Source organism: Micromonospora cremea, assembly GCF_900143515.1.
Classification (GTDB): domain Bacteria; phylum Actinomycetota; class Actinomycetes; order Mycobacteriales; family Micromonosporaceae; genus Micromonospora; species Micromonospora cremea.
Genome location: NZ_FSQT01000001.1, coordinates 473680 through 491094 on the forward strand (window position 1 = coordinate 473680; position 17415 = coordinate 491094).

Genomic DNA, 17415 nt, shown 5'->3' on the forward strand with positions numbered 1-17415 from the left:
ACCCGATCGGCGATGTTCCACCCGAGCACGGAATTACCAGGCCGTTGATCCAGGCGATCGATGACAGTTCGAAGGCAAAGCGGCCGACAGGCAGCTCCCACAATCCCAACTCCGTCGGCGATCAGACTGGCCGTGATCATGTCGGCTTTAGTTCTTGGGTTGCAGCGAACGGCCGTCGTGACTCGTTCATAGATTCGTCATGGTTGGCGCAGCCTCAGGGTGGCCTTCGTCTGAGGAACGGTTGCCACGATGGCTGACCCGGAGGCACCGCTGGAGATGGCACTCGCTGCGCACGACCTGGCCGCAGATCACTTCTGGTCGTACATGGAGGACCGCAGCGTGCGGTTCCTCCCGCAACAACTTGCGCCGATGTTCTTCTCGACGCTCGGGCGTGTGGTAACTGGTCGGGGCGACCCAGCTGGTCGGCGTGCCGCTTTGGCGGTGTTGGGTCGGATGCACAGGCGTTTCGGGCTGTACCCGTACCACGGGACCGTTGTCGCGGCGGCAATGGCGGACACGGTGCGGCGATTCTCGGGCGCGAGTTGGGAGCCGGAGCTGGCGACCTATTGGGAGCGGGGTTGTCGACGAGCGATCCGTCTGGCGGAGAGGGCGGCGGAGGCCATGGGCGATGGTCCCCACGTGACGGTCGGCGAAGTTGTGGCATGCGACGCGGCGGCCGATGACGTCGCAGTCTTGACCGTCCGGCCGATGCGGCGCCTTCGCTACCTACCTGGCCAGGCGATGCCGGTCTGCACACCTCGACTGCCGGGTCAGTGGCGATGGTATTCGCCCGCCAACGCTCCTCGCCCAGACGGGACGGTGGACTTTCACATCCGGGCGCTCGCGGACGGTGCGGTTTCGCCCGTGCTGGTCGAGCGGGTGGCACCGGGGGAGCTGCTGTGGTTGGGGCCGGCAATCGATGTCGGGCTGTCGCTGGAGGCCGCCGGTGAGGCCGATCTGCTGCTGGCGGCGGGGGGCACCGGTCTTGCGCCGATGCGTGCGCTGGTGGAGCAGGTGGCCGCGTCGCCGATCAACCGGCGGGTGACCTTGGTCGTGGGCTCACGCACGCTGCTCGATCTTTACGACGCGGTGGCATTGGACGAGCTTCAGCAGGCGCATGCTGACTGGCTGACGGTGGTGTTGGCGTTCTCCGACGACCGTGACGTCGAACCGGCCGTGCAGGGCGACCTGCTCAGCGTGGCCCTGTACCACCATCGCGCAGGGCAGGCGTTCTACGTCTGCGGCTCACCGCGGTTGATCGAGGTCGCCCGGGAGCGCCTGCCCGTGGCAGGGGTCGCACCCGACAGCCTGCACCTCGCCGCCACCTTCCAGCGTGCGCTCGATTCGGCGCTGTGGGTGTCCCGCCAACGGTCAGCACGCGCCGTGGAGGCCACGTTAGGGCTGGACACGGCGGCCGAAGGCACCGGCCCCGACCGCACACCGAGGGACGCGCCATGAAGCTGGTGGAAGCGGCGGTACGCCCCGCAGTCGAAGAGGACTTCCCGGCGCTGTCGACGGTCATGGCGGACGCGTTTGTCGCCCGGCCCATAGGGGCCTGGCTGGTTCCGGACGTGGCCGAGCGGCCGGCCCTCTTGCACCGCTATGCGCATCTCGTACTGACGCACGGGTTCGAGCACGGCCAGGTCGACACCACCGACGACCTGGCTGCTGTGACGGTCTGGTACAGGCGGCTGGAACCAGCCCCGCCGGCTGCGACGTGGATGTACGACCTGGACCGTCTCCTCGGACCGCACGCTCCCCGGTTCGCCCTGCTGCACGCCTACGTCGACGCGGTGCTGCCCCATACACCACACCACCATCTCGCGCATGTCGCGGCCCGTCCTGGGCAGGGCGGTGCCGCGAGAGCGTTGCTGGTCAGCCACCACCTGAGGCTGGATGCGGAGGGGTTGCCGGCGTACACGGAGATCAGCAGCACCCGTCCTCGAGAGGACCTGTTCGCCTGGCTCGGTTACGAGCCACGCTCGCCGATCCTGCTGGAGCCGGGCGGCCCGGCGCTGTGGCGGATGTGGCGGCCTCAGCCAGGCGAGCGGCTACCCGGCGGACTACCGCGCCGGGTGCGCCTGCATCGCTCCGCGACGCCGTTTCGCGGTCGGGTCGCAGCGGCGGCAGCACCTCGTTTTCCCTGACCGTCAGGTCGAGCACCAGTTGTTGATCACCTGCCGTGCTGGCTTTGCGGCAGTCCGCCCTTGCATGCCCTGATCGAAGGAGGCACCCGTCATGCTGTCTGCTATTACCCGTTCCAACTCCACGTGCCCACCAAGTCGGCTGAAGGTCGGGCGATGGTTGGCCCGGTTGCCCACCGCGCGTACCACCACCGTCAGGAGAACGGGGGACGTGACGTCGATGGAGTACGCGTGGGGGTACGCGGTCCGGCGGCAGTGGCCGGACGATGCTCACGACCTGTTCGGGTTCACACCTCAGGCCGACCTCGCGCGGCGGCGGCTCGACCGGGATCGGGGCTACTGGCGTAGCGGGCCGATCAGGCCGACGGCGGTGTACCTCGTGGCCGCCAACGCCGCCGACGTGAGCCGGCATCCGGTGAACGGCTGCCGGCACTCCTGCTGCCCGGACTCCACGCAGCGGGGGCAGCGGTGAAGTCGAGGCACATGCAGGTGGCCCTCGCACGGCGGACGCTGACTCCGTTCGGGTTGTGGGTGTTCGGGGCGGCGGCGTCGGCGCCCATGGTGGTGCTCGCCGGAGGCATCGTGGCCACGTATGCGACCACGAGGGTGACGGCCCTGCCGCTGACCTTTCTGCTCGTGGCCGGCACGGTCGCGGTGCTTGCGGTCGGGTACACCGCGATGGCTCGCCAGCTCGGCCACCCGGCGGCCTACTACGGCATCCTCGCCAACGGGCTCGGCCGTGGCTGGGGTGTCGCCGCCGGCATGGTCGCCCTCGTGGCGTACAACGCCATCCAGACCAGCCTGTTCGGGCTGTTCGGGGCGACGATGGCCGCGCAGTTGGGCGGCGCGTGGTGGGTGTGGGCGGGCATCGCCCTAGCCGTGGTCGGGGTGATGGGGGTGCGGGCGATCGTGCTGTCCACCCGGGTGTTGGCTGCCGTTCTGACGGTGTCGCTGCTGATCGTCGCGGCGTTCGTGCTGGCCTGTGTCGGACGGCCTGCGGCCGGTGGGCTGTCCTGGGAGGGCTTCGATGCCTCGGGACTGGCGGTCAGTGGCATCGGCGGTGCGGTCGCGTTCTGCGTGGCCGCGTTCATGGGAGTTGACGCCCCGGGGTCGTTCGTCGAAGAGGCCATCGACCGCACGTCGGTCGGCCGGGCCACCATCGGGGGAGTGGTCGTCCTGGGCGGGGTCTATGCGCTCGCCGCGTGGGCGATGGGTGTGGCGGTTGGCCCCGGCTCCGTTGCCGAGGCGGCTGCCGACCCTGCGGCCGGGCTGCCGTTCGCGGTGTTGGAGCGTCTCGGCGGCTGGTGGGTTCCCCTCGCGGAGCTGGTGCTGATCTTCGCGGTCGTCACCTCGATGCTGGCCTTTCACAGCGTTGTCGCCCGGTACGTGTTCGCGATGGCCCGCGAAGGTGTCCTGCCCGCCGGCCTGGCGCAGACCGGCAGCGCGATGAGGGTCAGCGCGCCGCGCGGCGGGTCGCTGACGCAGACCGGCACTGCGACCGTGGTGGTGGGCGCGTTCGCGCTGGCCGGCGCTGACCCGATCGGGGTGATGTTCACCTGGCTGTCGACGCTGGGAGCGATGGGCCTGCTGTGCCTGCTGCTGGCCGCCTCCGTGGCCGCGATGACGGCCCCGGCTAGGGTGCGCGGCCCGCAGGCCGGTGCGTGGGAGTGGCGGCTCGCCCCCGCCTTGGGCGTGCTCGGCGGATCGGTGGTGCTGGCCCTGATGGTCGGCAACGTCGGCTCCCTGCTCGGTGCCGCCCCCGGGCCGATGTATCCGTTCTTCCTGCCAGCGATCCTCACCGCCACCGCCATCGTGGGCGGGGTGTGGGCCGGGCACCTACGGCAGGCCAAGCCGGAGGTCTACCCCGGCATCGGCCGTGGCATCCCGAAGACACACGCCGTCCCCGACGCCATCAACGTCTCGATCTGAAAGGGGCGACGATGATGACCCACGCTGCGGTGCCACCTGCTGGCAGGCATGACGCCGTCGATTCCGTCAACTCGGGCTGGCAATTAGAGCACTCACCGGCGGCATCGCCCGCCGGCCCGCCTGGGTTCGCGGCCCACGTGCCACCGCCGGGCTACCGAGGGGCTCGTGTGCCTGCCGAGTATCCGCGACCGCCTGAGGCCCTGGTCACCCCGCCACCGCCCCCGCTTCGTCCGCCCGCGCCGTCGTCGGCGTACGAGCAGGCGCCGGTCGGCGACGAGGTGTCGCCGGAGGTCCGTCGCTGGGCTGACCTTCGCAAGCAGGTCGCGTACCGGTGCAAGCGGATCAACACCGGCCACATGGTGGAGGCGGATCAGCGTTTCGGGCAACCCGACGCGATCGGCCCGCACGGGGTGGTGTTGTTCTTCGTCTCCGACGCCCTCGCCGAGCCGCACGGCTACCAGCTGCACACCGCCTACCGGCTGTGGCTGGCCTCCCCAGAAGCCGACGACCTTCCTCGGCTGCTCGCCGACCTCGCCGAGGTGGCCAGCGAGAATATCGCGCGGGGGGCCTCTACGCGGCGCCGCTGGCATCCCCTTGGGCCGGACGGCTCAATGGTCAACGGCGGGGACATGAGCCTGCCTCATGGGTCGACCTACGTCGGCGTCGGCGTCAGCACCCTCGACTCCGACCAGGGCCGCTGGTACCAGCTCGCCCACACGTTGCGCGACCTGCCGGCGACCGGTCGCCGCCTGTCGGTCTTCGACCTCAAAGGCCAGTGCTACGTGCTGCTGACCGACGGCACTGCGATGCACATCGACCGCGATCCGCACGCGCGCCTCGGCGTGGACGGTATCCGCTGCAACCGGACCCTCGACCCGGACCGGGTCACCTACTTCAACCGGCACGAGAACCTGACCGAGGACTGTGACGAGGCCATCCGGCATGTGTGGCGGCAGCTGGGCGCATTGGACCGTACCCTCACCGCCCACCTGCACTCCAGGCGGCCGGTGCGACTCACACCCTGAACCTTGCCGACGCCGCGGACCTCGGCCGAGCTCCGATCGACGTCGCAGATGTCCTCGACCACCTCGTACGCGAGGCCGATGCCGCCGCGGCCACGAGCATCGGGTTTCCCGGCGCCGTGGACCTCGACCACAGCGAGGTCATGGCCCGCCTCGGCAACCGCTTGTGGAACAACATCGGCGACCCGGCCGACGCAGGTGGAACCGCGCACACACGAGTGCTGGAGCGGGCCGTCATCGCCTGGATCGCCGACATCCTCGCCATGCCGGCGGACGACCGGTGGGGTTATGTGACCACCGGTGGCACGGAGGGCAACCTGTCCGCCCTGCACGCCGCCTACCGCCGCCACCCCACAGCCCGAATCTACTACTCGAGCGCCGCGCACTACTCGATTCCCAAGACCGTCGGAGTGCTCGGCGCGCGGTGTGTCGTCATCGGCGCCCGCACCGACGGGGAGATGGACTACGCGCATCTCGCCGCGGAGCTCCGCACGCGGCGCCGCTGGCCCGCCATCGTCGTGGCCACCGCCGGCACCACCATGACCGAGGCGGTCGACGACACCGCTCGCATCCGCGCCGTCCTGGCCGAGCACACCGGTGGCGGACACCTGCACGTCGACGCGGCCCTGTCCGGCATCCCCCTCGCCCTCGACGGGCGGCTGCGTCTCGATGACGCCGGCGGCATCGGCAGCATCGCCATCAGCGGCCACAAGTTCCTCGGCGTGCCCACACCGTGCGGAGTCGTCCTTATCCGCGACCACCTGCGCACCCACCATCCTCACGTCGCCTACACCGCCACCGTCGACACCACGATCACCGGCTCGCGGTGCGGCCTGGCCGCCGCGCTGCTGTGGCACGCCATCGCCACTCACGGCCGGGAAGGACACCGCTGGCGGGCCACCCACGCCCGCCGACTCGCGGCCTACACCGTCGAGCAGCTCACCGCCGTCGGCTGGCCCGCCTGGCGACACCCGCACGCCTTCACCGTCGTCCTGCCCACCCCACCCGAGCAGGTACGCAAAAAGTGGCTACTCGCCACCGACGGCGATACCAGCCACCTCATCTGCATGCCCGGAATAACCCACGGCCAGATCGACGCCTTCGTCGCCGACCTCACCGCCACCGCACCACCGAGGCCGATCCCGCGCCCCCGGCAGCAACCGCACCACCACCACACCACCACACACGAATCGTTCTAGGAGCACCGCGATGGCGACTACTCACAGCGGCCAACTGCGGCCTGCCCGGCTGCGTGAACTGCTCGACCCGATCATCCCGTCAGGAGCTGGACCGGCTCGACATCCAACCCGGCCAGCGCGTCCTGGAAATCGGCGCGGGCGGCGGCGAGGTCACCGCCTACCTGGCCCGCCTTGTCGGCCCCCACGCCAGGTTCACCGCGGTCGACATGGACACCAACTACCTCAACCCAACGAGCATCATCGACGTCTATCAACGGGACCTTAACGGTGATGACCTTCCCGGCGAGCCCGACAGCTTCGATGTCGTCGTCGCCCGATGGTTGCACGGTGCACTGCCACGCCGGGCCGAGGCGCTGGAACAGATGATCGCCCGACTGCGCCCTGGTGGCTGGCTCGTCCTGGCCGACGTCACAGACACCCCACCACGAATCGTCCGGGCAACCGGAGACGACACCCGGCTGATCCACACCGTCATGCGACGCATCTACCGCACCATCGCCGGGTTCGGCAGCGCCGGCACCTGGATGCCATACGCCCCCGCCCTGCTCGTCGGCAAGGGCATGGCGCAGGTGCGCGTCCACGCGTCGACCGAGACCTGGACCGGAGGCGGTCCCGGATGCCAGCTGCTCGCCGACGCCGTCGACCACCTCCGCCCCGTCCTGACCACACCCGAGGCCACCGATGCCGAACTCGACCGGTTTGTCACGCTCATGGCCGACCCAAACGTGCTCCTGGCCTCCTACGAACGCAGGGCTGTCCACGCCCGCAAAGGCAACCCCACGACATGCGCCGTACAGGATGCGGGCGAGGCGCTGCCGCCGACAGAACCTGCGGCACGCACAACGGCAAGCACCGCACTTTCCTACTCCAAGACAGGGGCCGCTGGGAGGCCGACACCTCCCACCAGCCCTCACCCGGTAGTCGCCGTGCGGCGACTGCCCGATCGGCCGCAGTTCGGCGCGGCGGCCGGTCCCGGTCGGCGGCAGGGGCACCCCCGTCCCCCTGCCGCCGGCCGCCCCCGTCCCGCGCTTGAACGGGCCACGCCCGAGTATCCCGAGGATGAGGTAGCCCAGGCCGTCGAGGGACAACTGCGGGCCGCCTTCGCCCGGTCTCGGATGCCGAATCGGGAGCCGGAAGCGGTGGCTATGTGGCGGCACCACCTGGTCATCGAGGGAATCAAAAGGGTGCCGCCAGCACACCCATGAACCCCCGGGCGGGCCGTTGTTTTGAGGGACGCGGCCCGTCCGGGTGCACAACGGCGCGGAGACCGACTCTCCGCACGCCATCGAGGATCGGAGGATCCTGATGAAGAACGACCCTAGCGCGATCGACCTGTACGGCCTGCCGGTCGAGGGGGTGCAGCTGAGCAACTTCTGCGGCGGCAACCTCGGCAGCGAAACCCAGCAGTGTGTCGAGGTCGGCGCGATCCCGGGAGCCGGGGGCGCGTACGTCCTTGGCGACAGCAAGAACCCGGACGCCGGGCAGCTCCGCTTCACCGAGGGTGAGCTGGACGACTTCGCCCTCGGCTACATCGCGAAGCGTGGCCTGACCGCCTGACCGTTCGGCCTACGGCACCATCACAGCATGAAGCGGGCCGCCCCCGCCCCCATCGGGGGGCGGCCCGCCTGCCAGCGGGAGGCGCAGATGATCAACTGGAGCGGACACTGGCACGGGTTCGGGCCCTGGGTCGGCGCGCGGGACGAGTTCAACAAGGAGTACCTGCGACGGCCGGGCGCGAACCTTACGGACGCGCACATCCGGGAACACCTATCCCGCGAGATGGCGCCCGGCGCATTCCGTCAATGGCTTCTGACCCAAGGCGGAGCCAACGACTACACCAGAACGTTCCTCGCGAACGACATGACCCCGGTGCAGCTCGGCCACTCGCTGCTGAAGCTGACCAAGGTGTCCGCCGATCGGACGTGGACCGACATCGACGACGCCCTGAGCTGGCTCGCCAAGACCTGGATCGACAATCCGCCCGGCGGCGACGTCCTGCCGCTGGAGAAGACGATTGAGTACAAGCGAGAAGCGCTCCTGCTCGGCAGCGACGTCTGCACCGGCTACTACACCCCTGGCTTCAGCTACGTCGACTTCACGATCATCTGCTGCCCGAACCGCTTCTTCCCGAACATTCCCTGCCCCTTGCCACCCCCGAAGCCATGAGAAGGGAGGGAGTATGTCGCTCAAGCTTCTGCTCCCCGAGGCCGGCGTCAAGGACCTGATGACCACTTGGCCGGACGAGGTCCGCGTCTACGACGGCGTGCCCGCTGAATTGGACCGCGTGGTCAGCACCGAGGATCTGTACGACTGGATCGACACCGGATGCGTGCCCGCCGCCGAGGTCGCAGTCGTGAAGTCGCCGAGCCCGTCAATCAATCCGCTGTCGTTTAGCGCCAACGGCCGGACCACGCCCGGTCGGCTGCGCTACCTGCTCGACAACGGCTACACCATCCGCTTCGGCCACATGGAACGCGTCACCCCGAAGATCCATCGACTGGCGAAAGCCGTGCAGCAGGAGACGGGCTACAGCACCTTCGTTCACGCGTTCGTGACTCCTGCCGGTGAGCAGGGTCTGCGGCACCACTGGGACCAGCAGATGACCCTCGCCATCCAACTGGCTGGCGAGAAGCGATGGAACCTGTGGGAGCCGCTCTTCCCCGCCCCGATGCGCGACTACCATGACTCGTCACTGACCTGGCAGGAGAAATGGCGCGAGGACTGGACCGCGGCCGGCCCGGACGTCACCATCGACCTCAAGGCCGGCCAGATCCTGGTCCTGCCCCGAGGCTGGGTGCACGACCCACACAACATCGGCGACACAGAGGACAGCGTGCACCTGACCATCGCCATTGGCGAGCGCACCCCGTACTGGGCAGCCGAAGAGATGATCAAGGATGCAATCAACGACGAGTCTCTGCGCCGCACCATTGCGCCCGCCGAGATGACCGGACTCGGACTGCATGACGTCGTCGAGGACACACGCAGCAAGCTGATCGCGTACCTGCAGACCTTGGACACGGAGGCGTTCACCAGCCACCTGCGGCACCTGGGCTACACCACGCTGGAATACAACCACTGATCGACGCCGCACCGACACGACCAGGGCCCCCGGAGATCCGTCTCCGGGGGCCCTGGTCGTGTCCGGTCATTGAACTGAGTGTTCGCTCGCGGGCGACTCTGCGCGACCACCGCGCCGCCCGTGGCACGCAACCCACAACACAGAAATGCCCGGCGCTCTGGCCTGGGGCATCTCCTTCAACTAGCTGCTGCAAAACACGCTTCCACGACTAGTGATTGACCTGCCACGCTGCGCTTTGGTGGTCCTGCGAGGTACGCAGGCAGGGCACCAACTGCGCGATCATTCCGTCCCGGTCCCCACCGGCGATCGCGACAGCGCCCTCCGAAAAACCTGTGCTGGGCATTGACCACGAATGACAAGTAATGATCGACGGCTGGTTGTGTTTTTGCAGGCCAACGCTGGTTCTTGACGGAACAGTGTTGCAGCTTCCCGCTGGCGGGTCCATGCCGCACCATGTGTTTGACGCTCCAGCCACAGCAACCGCAGCAGCGCCAACTGCGCAAAGTCTAGCCCGGCAACGGCCGTTGCATCTTGCGGCCATGGGCACGGGTAGCGACGTAACAGGCACGCCGCCGGATACGGGCACGTCGAAGCAGGTCGGGATACGGCAACACGCTGCGGAGGACCGTCCGGGTGATCATCAGCACGATGGGGTCACAGCACGCAGCATCACAGATCCACCACGCGATGCACCCGCGGAAGTTCCCAGACACGCCGCCGTTCGACGGCCGAGCCGTTCCTTTATCGCGTCAGATGCTGTAGACCTGAGCGGTGAAGATCGACCCCATCTTGCTGCAAGGTCTTAATCTCGCCGGTTCTTTAGACCGGCAGATCGACAAGCCTCCGCGCATGCTGCCACAGAATTTCGCCTTGCAAGCGTTGTCGCGACGCCGCCCTAAGGCGGCGACGTGGGTGCAGCAGGTCGTGGGCGGCAGGTTTCTGCCGTCTGTAGAGGAGACGGTCGTTGCCAGCAAGATCAACCATGGGGTCCGCCCGGTAGCGATCTGGGACATGCCAACCCGGGTCCTCTACGGCGCGTTGGCGATGCGCCTCGAACCCTCCCTGCCGTCAGTCGACCGTGGACAGGCGCAATGGGCTGCGTTCAAACGGGCGCCGCTAGACCATGACGGCTCGTACATCATCGCCACCGACATCGCTTCCTGCTACCAGTACATCGATCACAACATCCTGATGGACGAACTGCTGGTACAAGTAGGCGAGCATGCCACCGTCAACACGCTCGGCGAGCTCCTCTCGACCACTCAAGGCCGGACGTACGGGATCCCGCAACAATCGGCGGCCAGCGACCTGCTCGCAGAGGTAGTGCTGGACCGCTTAGAGCGCGTGTTGGTTCGCCGAGGGATCCAGGCAGCCAGGTACAACGACGACTTCCGGTTCACCTGCCGGTCCTGGTCGGATGCGGTACGCGCGATCGAGGTCTTCTCCGAGGAAACGCGACGGCACGGCCTTACCATGAACGATCTAAAGACCCTCACCTGGAAGCGTGCCACCTACCAGCGGTCCCTCGATGAGGCCGAGGATCTCCGCGAGGAGATCGCCGCCGACGCTCAATATGACCTGACGTTGTTTGAGTATGACCCGTACGGCGACGAGACCGGTTCACAGCCGCCGGACCCAACCGATGTCGATCGAGAAGCCGCCGCGCGGATCATCGAGCGTTGGGCCAAGGTGGGTGGTCGCAGCCAGGTCGCAACGAGGCGAGTAAAGGAACATCGAGCCTTGCTCGAACTGTTGCCCTCAGCCCTGGCGACGCTCGAGACGGAACCTACGACAGACCCCGAAACCTTGAATCACCTCATGCGGATGTTGCGATTCGCCCGCCAAATGACACCGGCGGTCTGCCGGTACCTCGCGGAACGCGCGGATCCCGCTCCAGTGATCGCCGCCTTCGACAAACTGTTAACATCCAGGGCTTACCTGAACGAATGGCAGTGTTGGTGGCTACAGTCGGCAATCGCCTCCAACCCAGCCTTCGGGATCGGTGAACGCGCCAATCGAAGGATCCAGTGGGTTCACGCGGCTCTTGGAGCGCAGGCCCCAACACCGCGCGCGCACGCGGCCCTCACCCTCGCCCGCCACGGCCAGATCAACGCTGACGAGCTACTTCGTTTATACGACCGGACAGGTGTCACTGCCCGCCCGTTGCTGGTCGCCGCCATCGCGCTGACGAAGCCCTCCACCCGCATTACCAAAGCGGTCACTCAGGACAACCCGCTGCACCGGTGGGTGTATGAATGGGCGCACACCAGTGCCTAGCACCGCCGGCATGACCGCTCTCGGAGAGGCGGCCCTCGGGCAGCTCGTCATCCGTACCGCTGACTACTACACCCTCCTGCGACTGGAAGGAAGCGCGCCCAACGGCCGCAGTGGTCGACACCTCCGAGGATTTGCTGCGGTGCGGCACGGCAACGCCCTCACCGACATCGTCGCTGTCCTGGAATCCTTTACGGTCAATCGGTTGCTCAACCTGCGGCCCGGGATCGCATATAACAAAGTCATGAAATGGACCGACCGCATCAAGATGTGGAAGAAGTATGGCGGCGTAGACCTGGCCGCCTACCCGCGGTTCCAGGCCGTTCTAGGCTTTGTTGAGGTCCGGAACGCCCTTGAGCATGGCCTAGGCCGGCTCACCGAACGTCAACTTGACCAACATCGGGACGAAGTGATTAGGCAGCTCGCAGCCGCCGGGGTGCGGCTCGACGGCGACAGAGTGCTTATCATGCCCGAAGATGTAGAGCGATGCCGCGACGTAGGCGGAGAGTTCGTCAAGTTCTTGGACCTCAACGCGCCCAGGACCTAGCAAAGCCTGTCAGACCGGTTCGGCCTGCATGACATATCCCAGCGAGCGAGCCAACCAGCGGTTGCAGAGCTACTGATACAGGAGCCAGTTCGGGCGGGCGTGCGAAGGCCAGGGCTGTTACACCAAGCTGATGATGGGACCCTCACCGCGGCGGTCAGCGGCTGGCTCGCCAGCCGGACCATAGCCACACCGTCAGCGGGCAGGCGAGCGATCGCGCTCGACGGCAAGGCCCTGCGCGGCTCCCCGCACCACCAGCACTCCGGCCCGGCACGTCCTGGCCGCCTGCGACCAGGCCACCGGAGTAGTCCCTGGCCAGCACCGACGTCGACGGCAAGACCAACGAGATCAGGTGCTTCGCACCGCTGCTGGACCAGATCAGCGACCTCCGCGGACACCGTGATCACCGCCGACGCGCTGCACTGCCAACGTGACCACGTCGCCTACCTCGCCGAACGCGGCGCGCACTGGATCCTCACCGTCAAAGGCAACCAGCCCAGCCTGCACGCCCAACTCGCCGGCCTGCCCTGGCAAGCCGTCCCCGACGCCACCCGCGACACCGACCGCGGCCACGGCCGCCGCGAGATCCGCACCTGCAAAATCCTCACCATCGCGGCCGGGATCGACTTCCCACACGCCGCCCAGGCCCTCCAGATCCGCCGCCAGAGCCGCCGCCTCGACCAGCCAAAACGCTTCACCACCGAAACCGTCTACGCGCGATCACCGACCTGCGCGTGCACCAGGCCAAACCCACCCAACTGGCGGGATGGATCCGCGGTCACTGGTCGATCGTGAACAAGGTCCACTGGGTGCGAGACGTCACCTCCGACGAAGACCGATCCCAGATCCGCACGGCACCGAACCCCAGGTCATGGCCGCACTGCGCAACGCCGCCATCGGCGCCCTACGCCTGACCGGGTCACCAACATCGCCGCCGCCAACCGGCATCACGCCCGCGACAGCACCCGCCCGCTGGCACTGCTCGGCATCACCTGACGACTTTGCCCGGGCCCTGGCTGCCGGGGCCTGTCGTAGGCGTCCTCACCTCGGTCAGGAAGGTACGCGTCAGATAGACCGGCTTCCTTGGCGCTGCGCTTGTCGTGGGGTTGTCCCGCGGCCCAGAGTCTGTCCCTCCAACATCGGATTGCTGGCCTCCGGGTCCGCCGGCCGACACTGGATCAGTCTTTCCTGCCGTCGCGGCACTCGGCCACAGCCGCAGGCGGGCTAAGCCATTCGACAGGAGATCTTGACGAAGCTCCCAAGGGTACCCAGTAGCCCCCAGTGTGTGCGAAACTACTCTGCCGGGGGCCGGCTCGGGGGGAGGGGCAGACATGCCGCTTTGGCGACCGTCCGGATTTGATCTTACTCCGGCAACACTCCTGAAGGTCAGCGCGTCAGACGTAGACAATGATGAGATCTGCCCTCAACACGCGTATGTCAAGACACACGTCGACTCGCAGATCATTGGGGCGCACGGCTGGTCAAAGACCTACGACCCCGAGGACATACCGCTTAAGCAGTTCTTGGCTGCGCTCGACAAGTTCCACGCCGAACGGAGGAGTGGAGCTTCGTTCGCGTCTGCGCAGTCCGCCGCAGCCGCAGTGATTCAGCCGCCTCATCCTGGGCTGCGCGCCTACCTGAGTAGGGCTCTTGACAACTACTTGGACTTTTTCGAGTCGAGGGAAGAAGCTCACACCGCCCCGCTCCATTATCTGGGACACAACATCACTCGAAGGACAACCCAACGAGGGGCACTCTCTTTCTGGGGGGCGCCAACGTACCGAAGTGGTGCAGGCGACATCGAGGTGCACCGGCTTCGAATTAAGCAGGCGCGGCCCAACGTCACTAGGTGGGCGGTTCTTGCCGCGTATGTCGTTTCCCAGCTCGGCGGTCGGCCGGCGAATTCGGTAACGGTGATAGATGTGAGTCTCCATCACTCCTCGCTGATCCGACACAACGAAGCCATGCTTCTGGAGCGCGTGTCGCCGGCAGAGTCGGATGGCCTGTTTCAGGCGACTGCCCGTCCCCGGGCGCTGGAACTCATTGAAGGCGGAGACCCGACACCCGGCCGGGACTGCGCGAGCTGCAAAGCCGTTGGCGTGTGTGATGGGCTGATCCCAATGGACGGTGTTCTGGGTCAGGTGGAGAAGGGGCCGTACACCAGATCGGTTTCAGCCACAGACCTTCGGACCTATGAAAGATGCCCGGCGCGCTGGTACATGCAGCAGAAGCTGCACCTGCCGGCCGACGAGGAGGCCGAGTCTCATGGCACCGATGCGGATCGCGGGAGAGCGGTTCACCTGTGGCTGAAGATCGCGCATTCGCGGGGTATCCGATGTGATGAAGCAGACTTGCCAGATGTGAGAGATCCGCACCACGTAGCGGCCAGCGAGCTGGACGAAGATAGCTATGGTGCAGCATTACCTTTCCTGCGTCAGCACCTAGAACACTGCCCCCTGGGGGAAAGTGTTCGGATATTGTCTGCTGATGAACGCCAATACGGCTGGGATGTAACAGCAGACGCCGTGGTCGTATCGAAGCCAGACTTGCTTTACATGCGAGACGGCAACTTGGTAGTCCGAGAGACGAAGACCACGAACCTCGGCTTACCTGGGGATGAAGCGTCGGCTAGGGACAGCTTCGATGAGATCGTTTACTGGCTCCTCTCGCTTGTGGACCGAGGCTGGCGTCAGCATTACGGTGTTGAGTCCGCGACGGTTGAGCTAGAGGTGCTCGGTCGTTCCGGCTCTGCCCTGTATTCGTATCCGACAACTGACTCAACCCTGATGCTCATTGCCGATACCCGCATCATGCATAGGGTTGCAGGCTGGCACTACGATACCGAATGGCGAACCAAGCCAAGCGAGCACTGTAGGACTTGCCCGATGGCGTTGTGGTGCCCTGATCGCGAGCGCTATCTCGACGCGCCGCCGCACGGCTCGACGCGCTTCGATGAGACGGGGGCCACGCTCTGATGATGCCCAGCAACCAGCGCCCGAACCCGAGCATGTTCAAACACAGGCGTGTGAATGCAGTGCCGGCGGCGCCGGGTGTTTCCCGCCAGCCAGTACACGCTTTTAGGGGAAACGTAGTGCCGCGAGGAAACCGAAAACTATCTGCCCTCGTCGACTCTGGCATCTTCTTCTCTCTGGGCGCCGCAGTGAATATAAATGCCGTAGCCCTGTTCCACAGTCTCTACGATAGTCGAGCTGCAACGACGGATGCAATTCGTGATGAGGTACGCACGAATGCGCTGAAGGGAAAGCCCGACAAGCCTGACCTTCGGCCGGCGGCTACCCTCGCTCGCAATTATTTTATAAACTCCGGACGGGTGGCGATACATGTCGTTGAGGCTTCTCAGTCGTTTGCGGCAAGCCTTCAGCTAATTCTCGCCCAGCTCAGGAATCATGAGGCGGCGCGATCGGCTCTTTCGGGATTCCAAGGAGCGAGTTCACTGCAAAAGCACGCCGGCGAGGCCACGCTGATCGCGCTAGCATTGACCCAAAACAACGTGGTGATACTCACGAACGATAGCGGTGCCAGCTTCGTTGCCGGCGCTCAGCAACCTAGCATCCCATCCTTGCATTTTGCTGATGTGCTGAAGGAGTTGGTTTGTGACAGCCGTGGTGGCATTACCGCTGCTGCCGCTGCTGCCGCCTTCGACCTTGCGTGCGCCGTCTCCGATATCACGTCGAGCGCAAAGCCCGCAGATGCCACGGCTTTCCTGACGTGCGCATTTGATGATGTCGGCCAAAGATGTAGCGCCTGCGACGTGAGCTAGATTCTGCTGTTCACGTGCCAGCCCTGTGCTCGCAGATCTTCTCTGACTGCCTCTTCGGGCTGCCCTAGCACTGAAGCGACGACTCCAACGGGAACTAGCTCCTGCTGATACAAGTTCAGGGCTGCTTCGAGAAGCCAGACAGATGCACTTGGCTCGCTTTGCTCATCGACCAGGTCCTGCCATACCTGGCCAAGTCCTGATGACTCCATTTGATCGCCAACGGAGGGCTGCCGAAAGCTAGCCGCAGCCTCGGCCGATATCAGCTGCCCACTTTGCAAAATTCGCAAGGCAGCTTGGCGACTGATTCCAAAGTGCAGCATGAACTCGCACAGCGCTTGGGCGCCGTCACCTCTGCTGGCTCGCAAATTCGACAGCCATACCCGGCGCGCCTCGGGGGCAGGTGCCAAAAAGTGGCGTGCGAAGAACTCTGCCCTCGACTCCTCGTCTTGAGTGCTGTCTTCAACGCCGTCGTCGTTCACAGATACGAGGCCCGAGTCGCGAAACAGAACATGGCACAGCTCATGCGCCAACGTGTAACGCTGCCGAACCCAAAAGTCCTGAACGCGGATAATGATTGCGCAGTCCCAGTTCCCGAGTGATTCATCGTGAACAGTTATTCCGTGAATTCCCTCCGGTAGGTCGGTGCTCAGCTCAACAGGTATGCCTAGGGACTCCGCAAGGGAAACCAAGTCTCCGACCGGCCCACTTCTCCTTACGAGGCCGAGTCGATCAAGCATCGCACGAACCTGTTGAGCGGTATTCCTGCCCGCATGAGGGGCAAAGGCGTCTCGGGAGACAACAGCGCGGGCGGCGGCCAAGTGGGACGCCTTCGCTGCAGCATCGGCACCGAGCCATGAGCAGATCAGGCGCGAGGCCTCAATCAACTGAACTCCGCGGCGCTGCGCTTGCGCCGTGATCGCGGAAGGGTTTGCAAGGGTGCCAGCACGTAATGCGACGCCTGTGCTGCGAGCCGGGTCGACGGTTCCTGCCAAGACCGAGATCGGAATCGAGGTGACAGCAGAAAGAATAAGGTAGCCATACGCGGACGGAGCGGCGGAGCCGCTTAGGGCGTCAGCTAGCCACTCTGGTTCGTCTCCGAGCTCAGCGGAAACGCGGGCCCGCACCTCATCAGTTGTGTATCGCGCAGCGCCAAGTGCAGTGAGCAGTGAGTCGTACCATGCAGAACGGCTAACGGAGCTCATGGCTGACACCTCCTTAGCTGTCGACACAGCGTACGGGCTCACAGGCTGGTCCGCAGACCGTCCTCGCGATCTGCTACATCGCGCCGCAGGGCTGGGCCGGCAGGTTGCGTGGTCTTGGCCAACCGGTCGACCTGACTACCATCAAGAGTAGTACATGTGTACGACAGAATCGATGGCTGGATATGGGTCGGCACGACACGTCCGTGTGCGTGTGATCCGACAGCGGATGTGAGACGCA

16 protein-coding genes are annotated in these 17415 nt (G+C 66.0%); 15 read left to right on the forward strand and 1 reads right to left on the reverse strand.

The features are described 5' to 3' along the window. Positions 1-249: 249 nt before the first annotated feature. From BUS84_RS02135 to BUS84_RS37085, 15 genes are all read left to right on the forward strand, one after another. Complete coding sequence (locus BUS84_RS02135; protein ID WP_074308290.1) at positions 250-1458, forward strand: FAD-binding oxidoreductase; 1209 nt, start codon at positions 250-252, stop codon at positions 1456-1458. Then, entirely contained in the window at positions 1455-2147 is a 693-nt protein-coding gene (locus BUS84_RS02140) for an N-acetyltransferase (protein ID WP_074308292.1), read from the forward strand. Before BUS84_RS02135 ends, BUS84_RS02140 begins: the two co-directional genes overlap by 4 nt. A 208-nt stretch (positions 2148-2355) precedes the next feature. Further along, positions 2356-2616, forward strand: coding sequence for a hypothetical protein (locus BUS84_RS02145; RefSeq protein WP_084757054.1), 261 nt, complete (start codon positions 2356-2358; stop codon positions 2614-2616). Between the two features lie 11 nt (positions 2617-2627). After that, positions 2628-4073, forward strand: coding sequence for an APC family permease (locus BUS84_RS02150; protein WP_074308294.1), 1446 nt, complete (start codon positions 2628-2630; stop codon positions 4071-4073). A 167-nt stretch (positions 4074-4240) separates the two neighbouring features. Continuing rightward, positions 4241-5098, forward strand: coding sequence for a hypothetical protein (locus tag BUS84_RS02155; RefSeq protein ID WP_244298331.1), 858 nt, complete (start codon positions 4241-4243; stop codon positions 5096-5098). Further along, positions 5038-6294, forward strand: coding sequence for a histidine decarboxylase (locus BUS84_RS02160; protein WP_074311930.1), 1257 nt, complete (start codon positions 5038-5040; stop codon positions 6292-6294). The genes BUS84_RS02155 and BUS84_RS02160 overlap by 61 nt, the downstream gene beginning before the upstream one ends. Before the next feature lie 53 nt (positions 6295-6347). Then, entirely contained in the window at positions 6348-7499 is a 1152-nt protein-coding gene (locus BUS84_RS02165; RefSeq protein WP_074308296.1) for a class I SAM-dependent methyltransferase, read from the forward strand. A 100-nt stretch (positions 7500-7599) separates the two neighbouring features. Beyond that, complete coding sequence (locus tag BUS84_RS02170) at positions 7600-7851, forward strand: DUF397 domain-containing protein (protein WP_074311932.1); 252 nt, start codon at positions 7600-7602, stop codon at positions 7849-7851. A gap of 27 nt (positions 7852-7878) precedes the next feature. Beyond that, positions 7879-8460 (forward strand): hypothetical protein, encoded by a 582-nt coding sequence (locus tag BUS84_RS36430; protein ID WP_084757056.1) that lies wholly within the window; start codon positions 7879-7881, stop codon positions 8458-8460. Positions 8461-8473: 13 nt separating this feature from the next. Continuing rightward, positions 8474-9376, forward strand: coding sequence for a JmjC domain-containing protein (locus tag BUS84_RS02180; protein WP_084757060.1), 903 nt, complete (start codon positions 8474-8476; stop codon positions 9374-9376). A 771-nt stretch (positions 9377-10147) separates the two neighbouring features. Then, positions 10148-11653, forward strand: coding sequence for an RNA-directed DNA polymerase (locus tag BUS84_RS02185; RefSeq protein ID WP_143728157.1), 1506 nt, complete (start codon positions 10148-10150; stop codon positions 11651-11653). A 10-nt stretch (positions 11654-11663) separates the two neighbouring features. Continuing rightward, positions 11664-12197: a hypothetical protein gene (locus BUS84_RS02190; protein ID WP_143728158.1), complete on the forward strand. Its 534-nt coding sequence runs from the start codon at positions 11664-11666 to the stop codon at positions 12195-12197. A gap of 396 nt (positions 12198-12593) precedes the next feature. Then, positions 12594-12989 (forward strand): hypothetical protein, encoded by a 396-nt coding sequence (locus BUS84_RS39370; RefSeq protein ID WP_074308302.1) that lies wholly within the window; start codon positions 12594-12596, stop codon positions 12987-12989. Positions 12990-13525: 536 nt separating this feature from the next. Next, entirely contained in the window at positions 13526-15169 is a 1644-nt protein-coding gene (locus tag BUS84_RS36435) for a PD-(D/E)XK nuclease family protein (protein ID WP_084757061.1), read from the forward strand. Between the two features lie 2 nt (positions 15170-15171). Next, positions 15172-15975: a hypothetical protein gene (locus tag BUS84_RS37085; protein ID WP_143728159.1), complete on the forward strand. Its 804-nt coding sequence runs from the start codon at positions 15172-15174 to the stop codon at positions 15973-15975. On the opposite strand, the gene BUS84_RS36440 is transcribed toward BUS84_RS37085, so the two are convergent. Further along, positions 15972-17177, reverse strand: a complete 1206-nt coding sequence (locus BUS84_RS36440; RefSeq protein ID WP_084757063.1) for an ImmA/IrrE family metallo-endopeptidase — start codon at positions 17175-17177, stop codon at positions 15972-15974. The genes BUS84_RS37085 and BUS84_RS36440 overlap by 4 nt on opposite strands. Between the last annotated feature and the right edge of the window lie 238 nt (positions 17178-17415).

Bases quoted from the DNA above. Each gene is read 5' to 3' on its own strand.
- BUS84_RS36430 (WP_084757056.1), top strand. From the start codon at position 7,879: ATGAAGCGGGCCGCCCCCGCCCCCATCGGGGGGCGGCCCGCCTGCCAG.
- BUS84_RS37085 (WP_143728159.1), top strand. From the start codon at position 15,172: ATGCCCAGCAACCAGCGCCCGAACCCGAGCATGTTCAAACACAGGCGT.
- BUS84_RS36440 (WP_084757063.1), bottom strand. From the start codon at position 17,177: ATGAGCTCCGTTAGCCGTTCTGCATGGTACGACTCACTGCTCACTGCA.
- BUS84_RS02150 (WP_074308294.1), top strand. From the start codon at position 2,628: ATGCAGGTGGCCCTCGCACGGCGGACGCTGACTCCGTTCGGGTTGTGG.
- BUS84_RS02170 (WP_074311932.1), top strand. From the start codon at position 7,600: ATGAAGAACGACCCTAGCGCGATCGACCTGTACGGCCTGCCGGTCGAG.
- BUS84_RS02190 (WP_143728158.1), top strand. From the start codon at position 11,664: ATGACCGCTCTCGGAGAGGCGGCCCTCGGGCAGCTCGTCATCCGTACC.
- BUS84_RS02180 (WP_084757060.1), top strand. From the start codon at position 8,474: ATGTCGCTCAAGCTTCTGCTCCCCGAGGCCGGCGTCAAGGACCTGATG.
- BUS84_RS02135 (WP_074308290.1), top strand. From the start codon at position 250: ATGGCTGACCCGGAGGCACCGCTGGAGATGGCACTCGCTGCGCACGAC.
- BUS84_RS02140 (WP_074308292.1), top strand. From the start codon at position 1,455: ATGAAGCTGGTGGAAGCGGCGGTACGCCCCGCAGTCGAAGAGGACTTC.
- BUS84_RS36435 (WP_084757061.1), top strand. From the start codon at position 13,526: ATGCCGCTTTGGCGACCGTCCGGATTTGATCTTACTCCGGCAACACTC.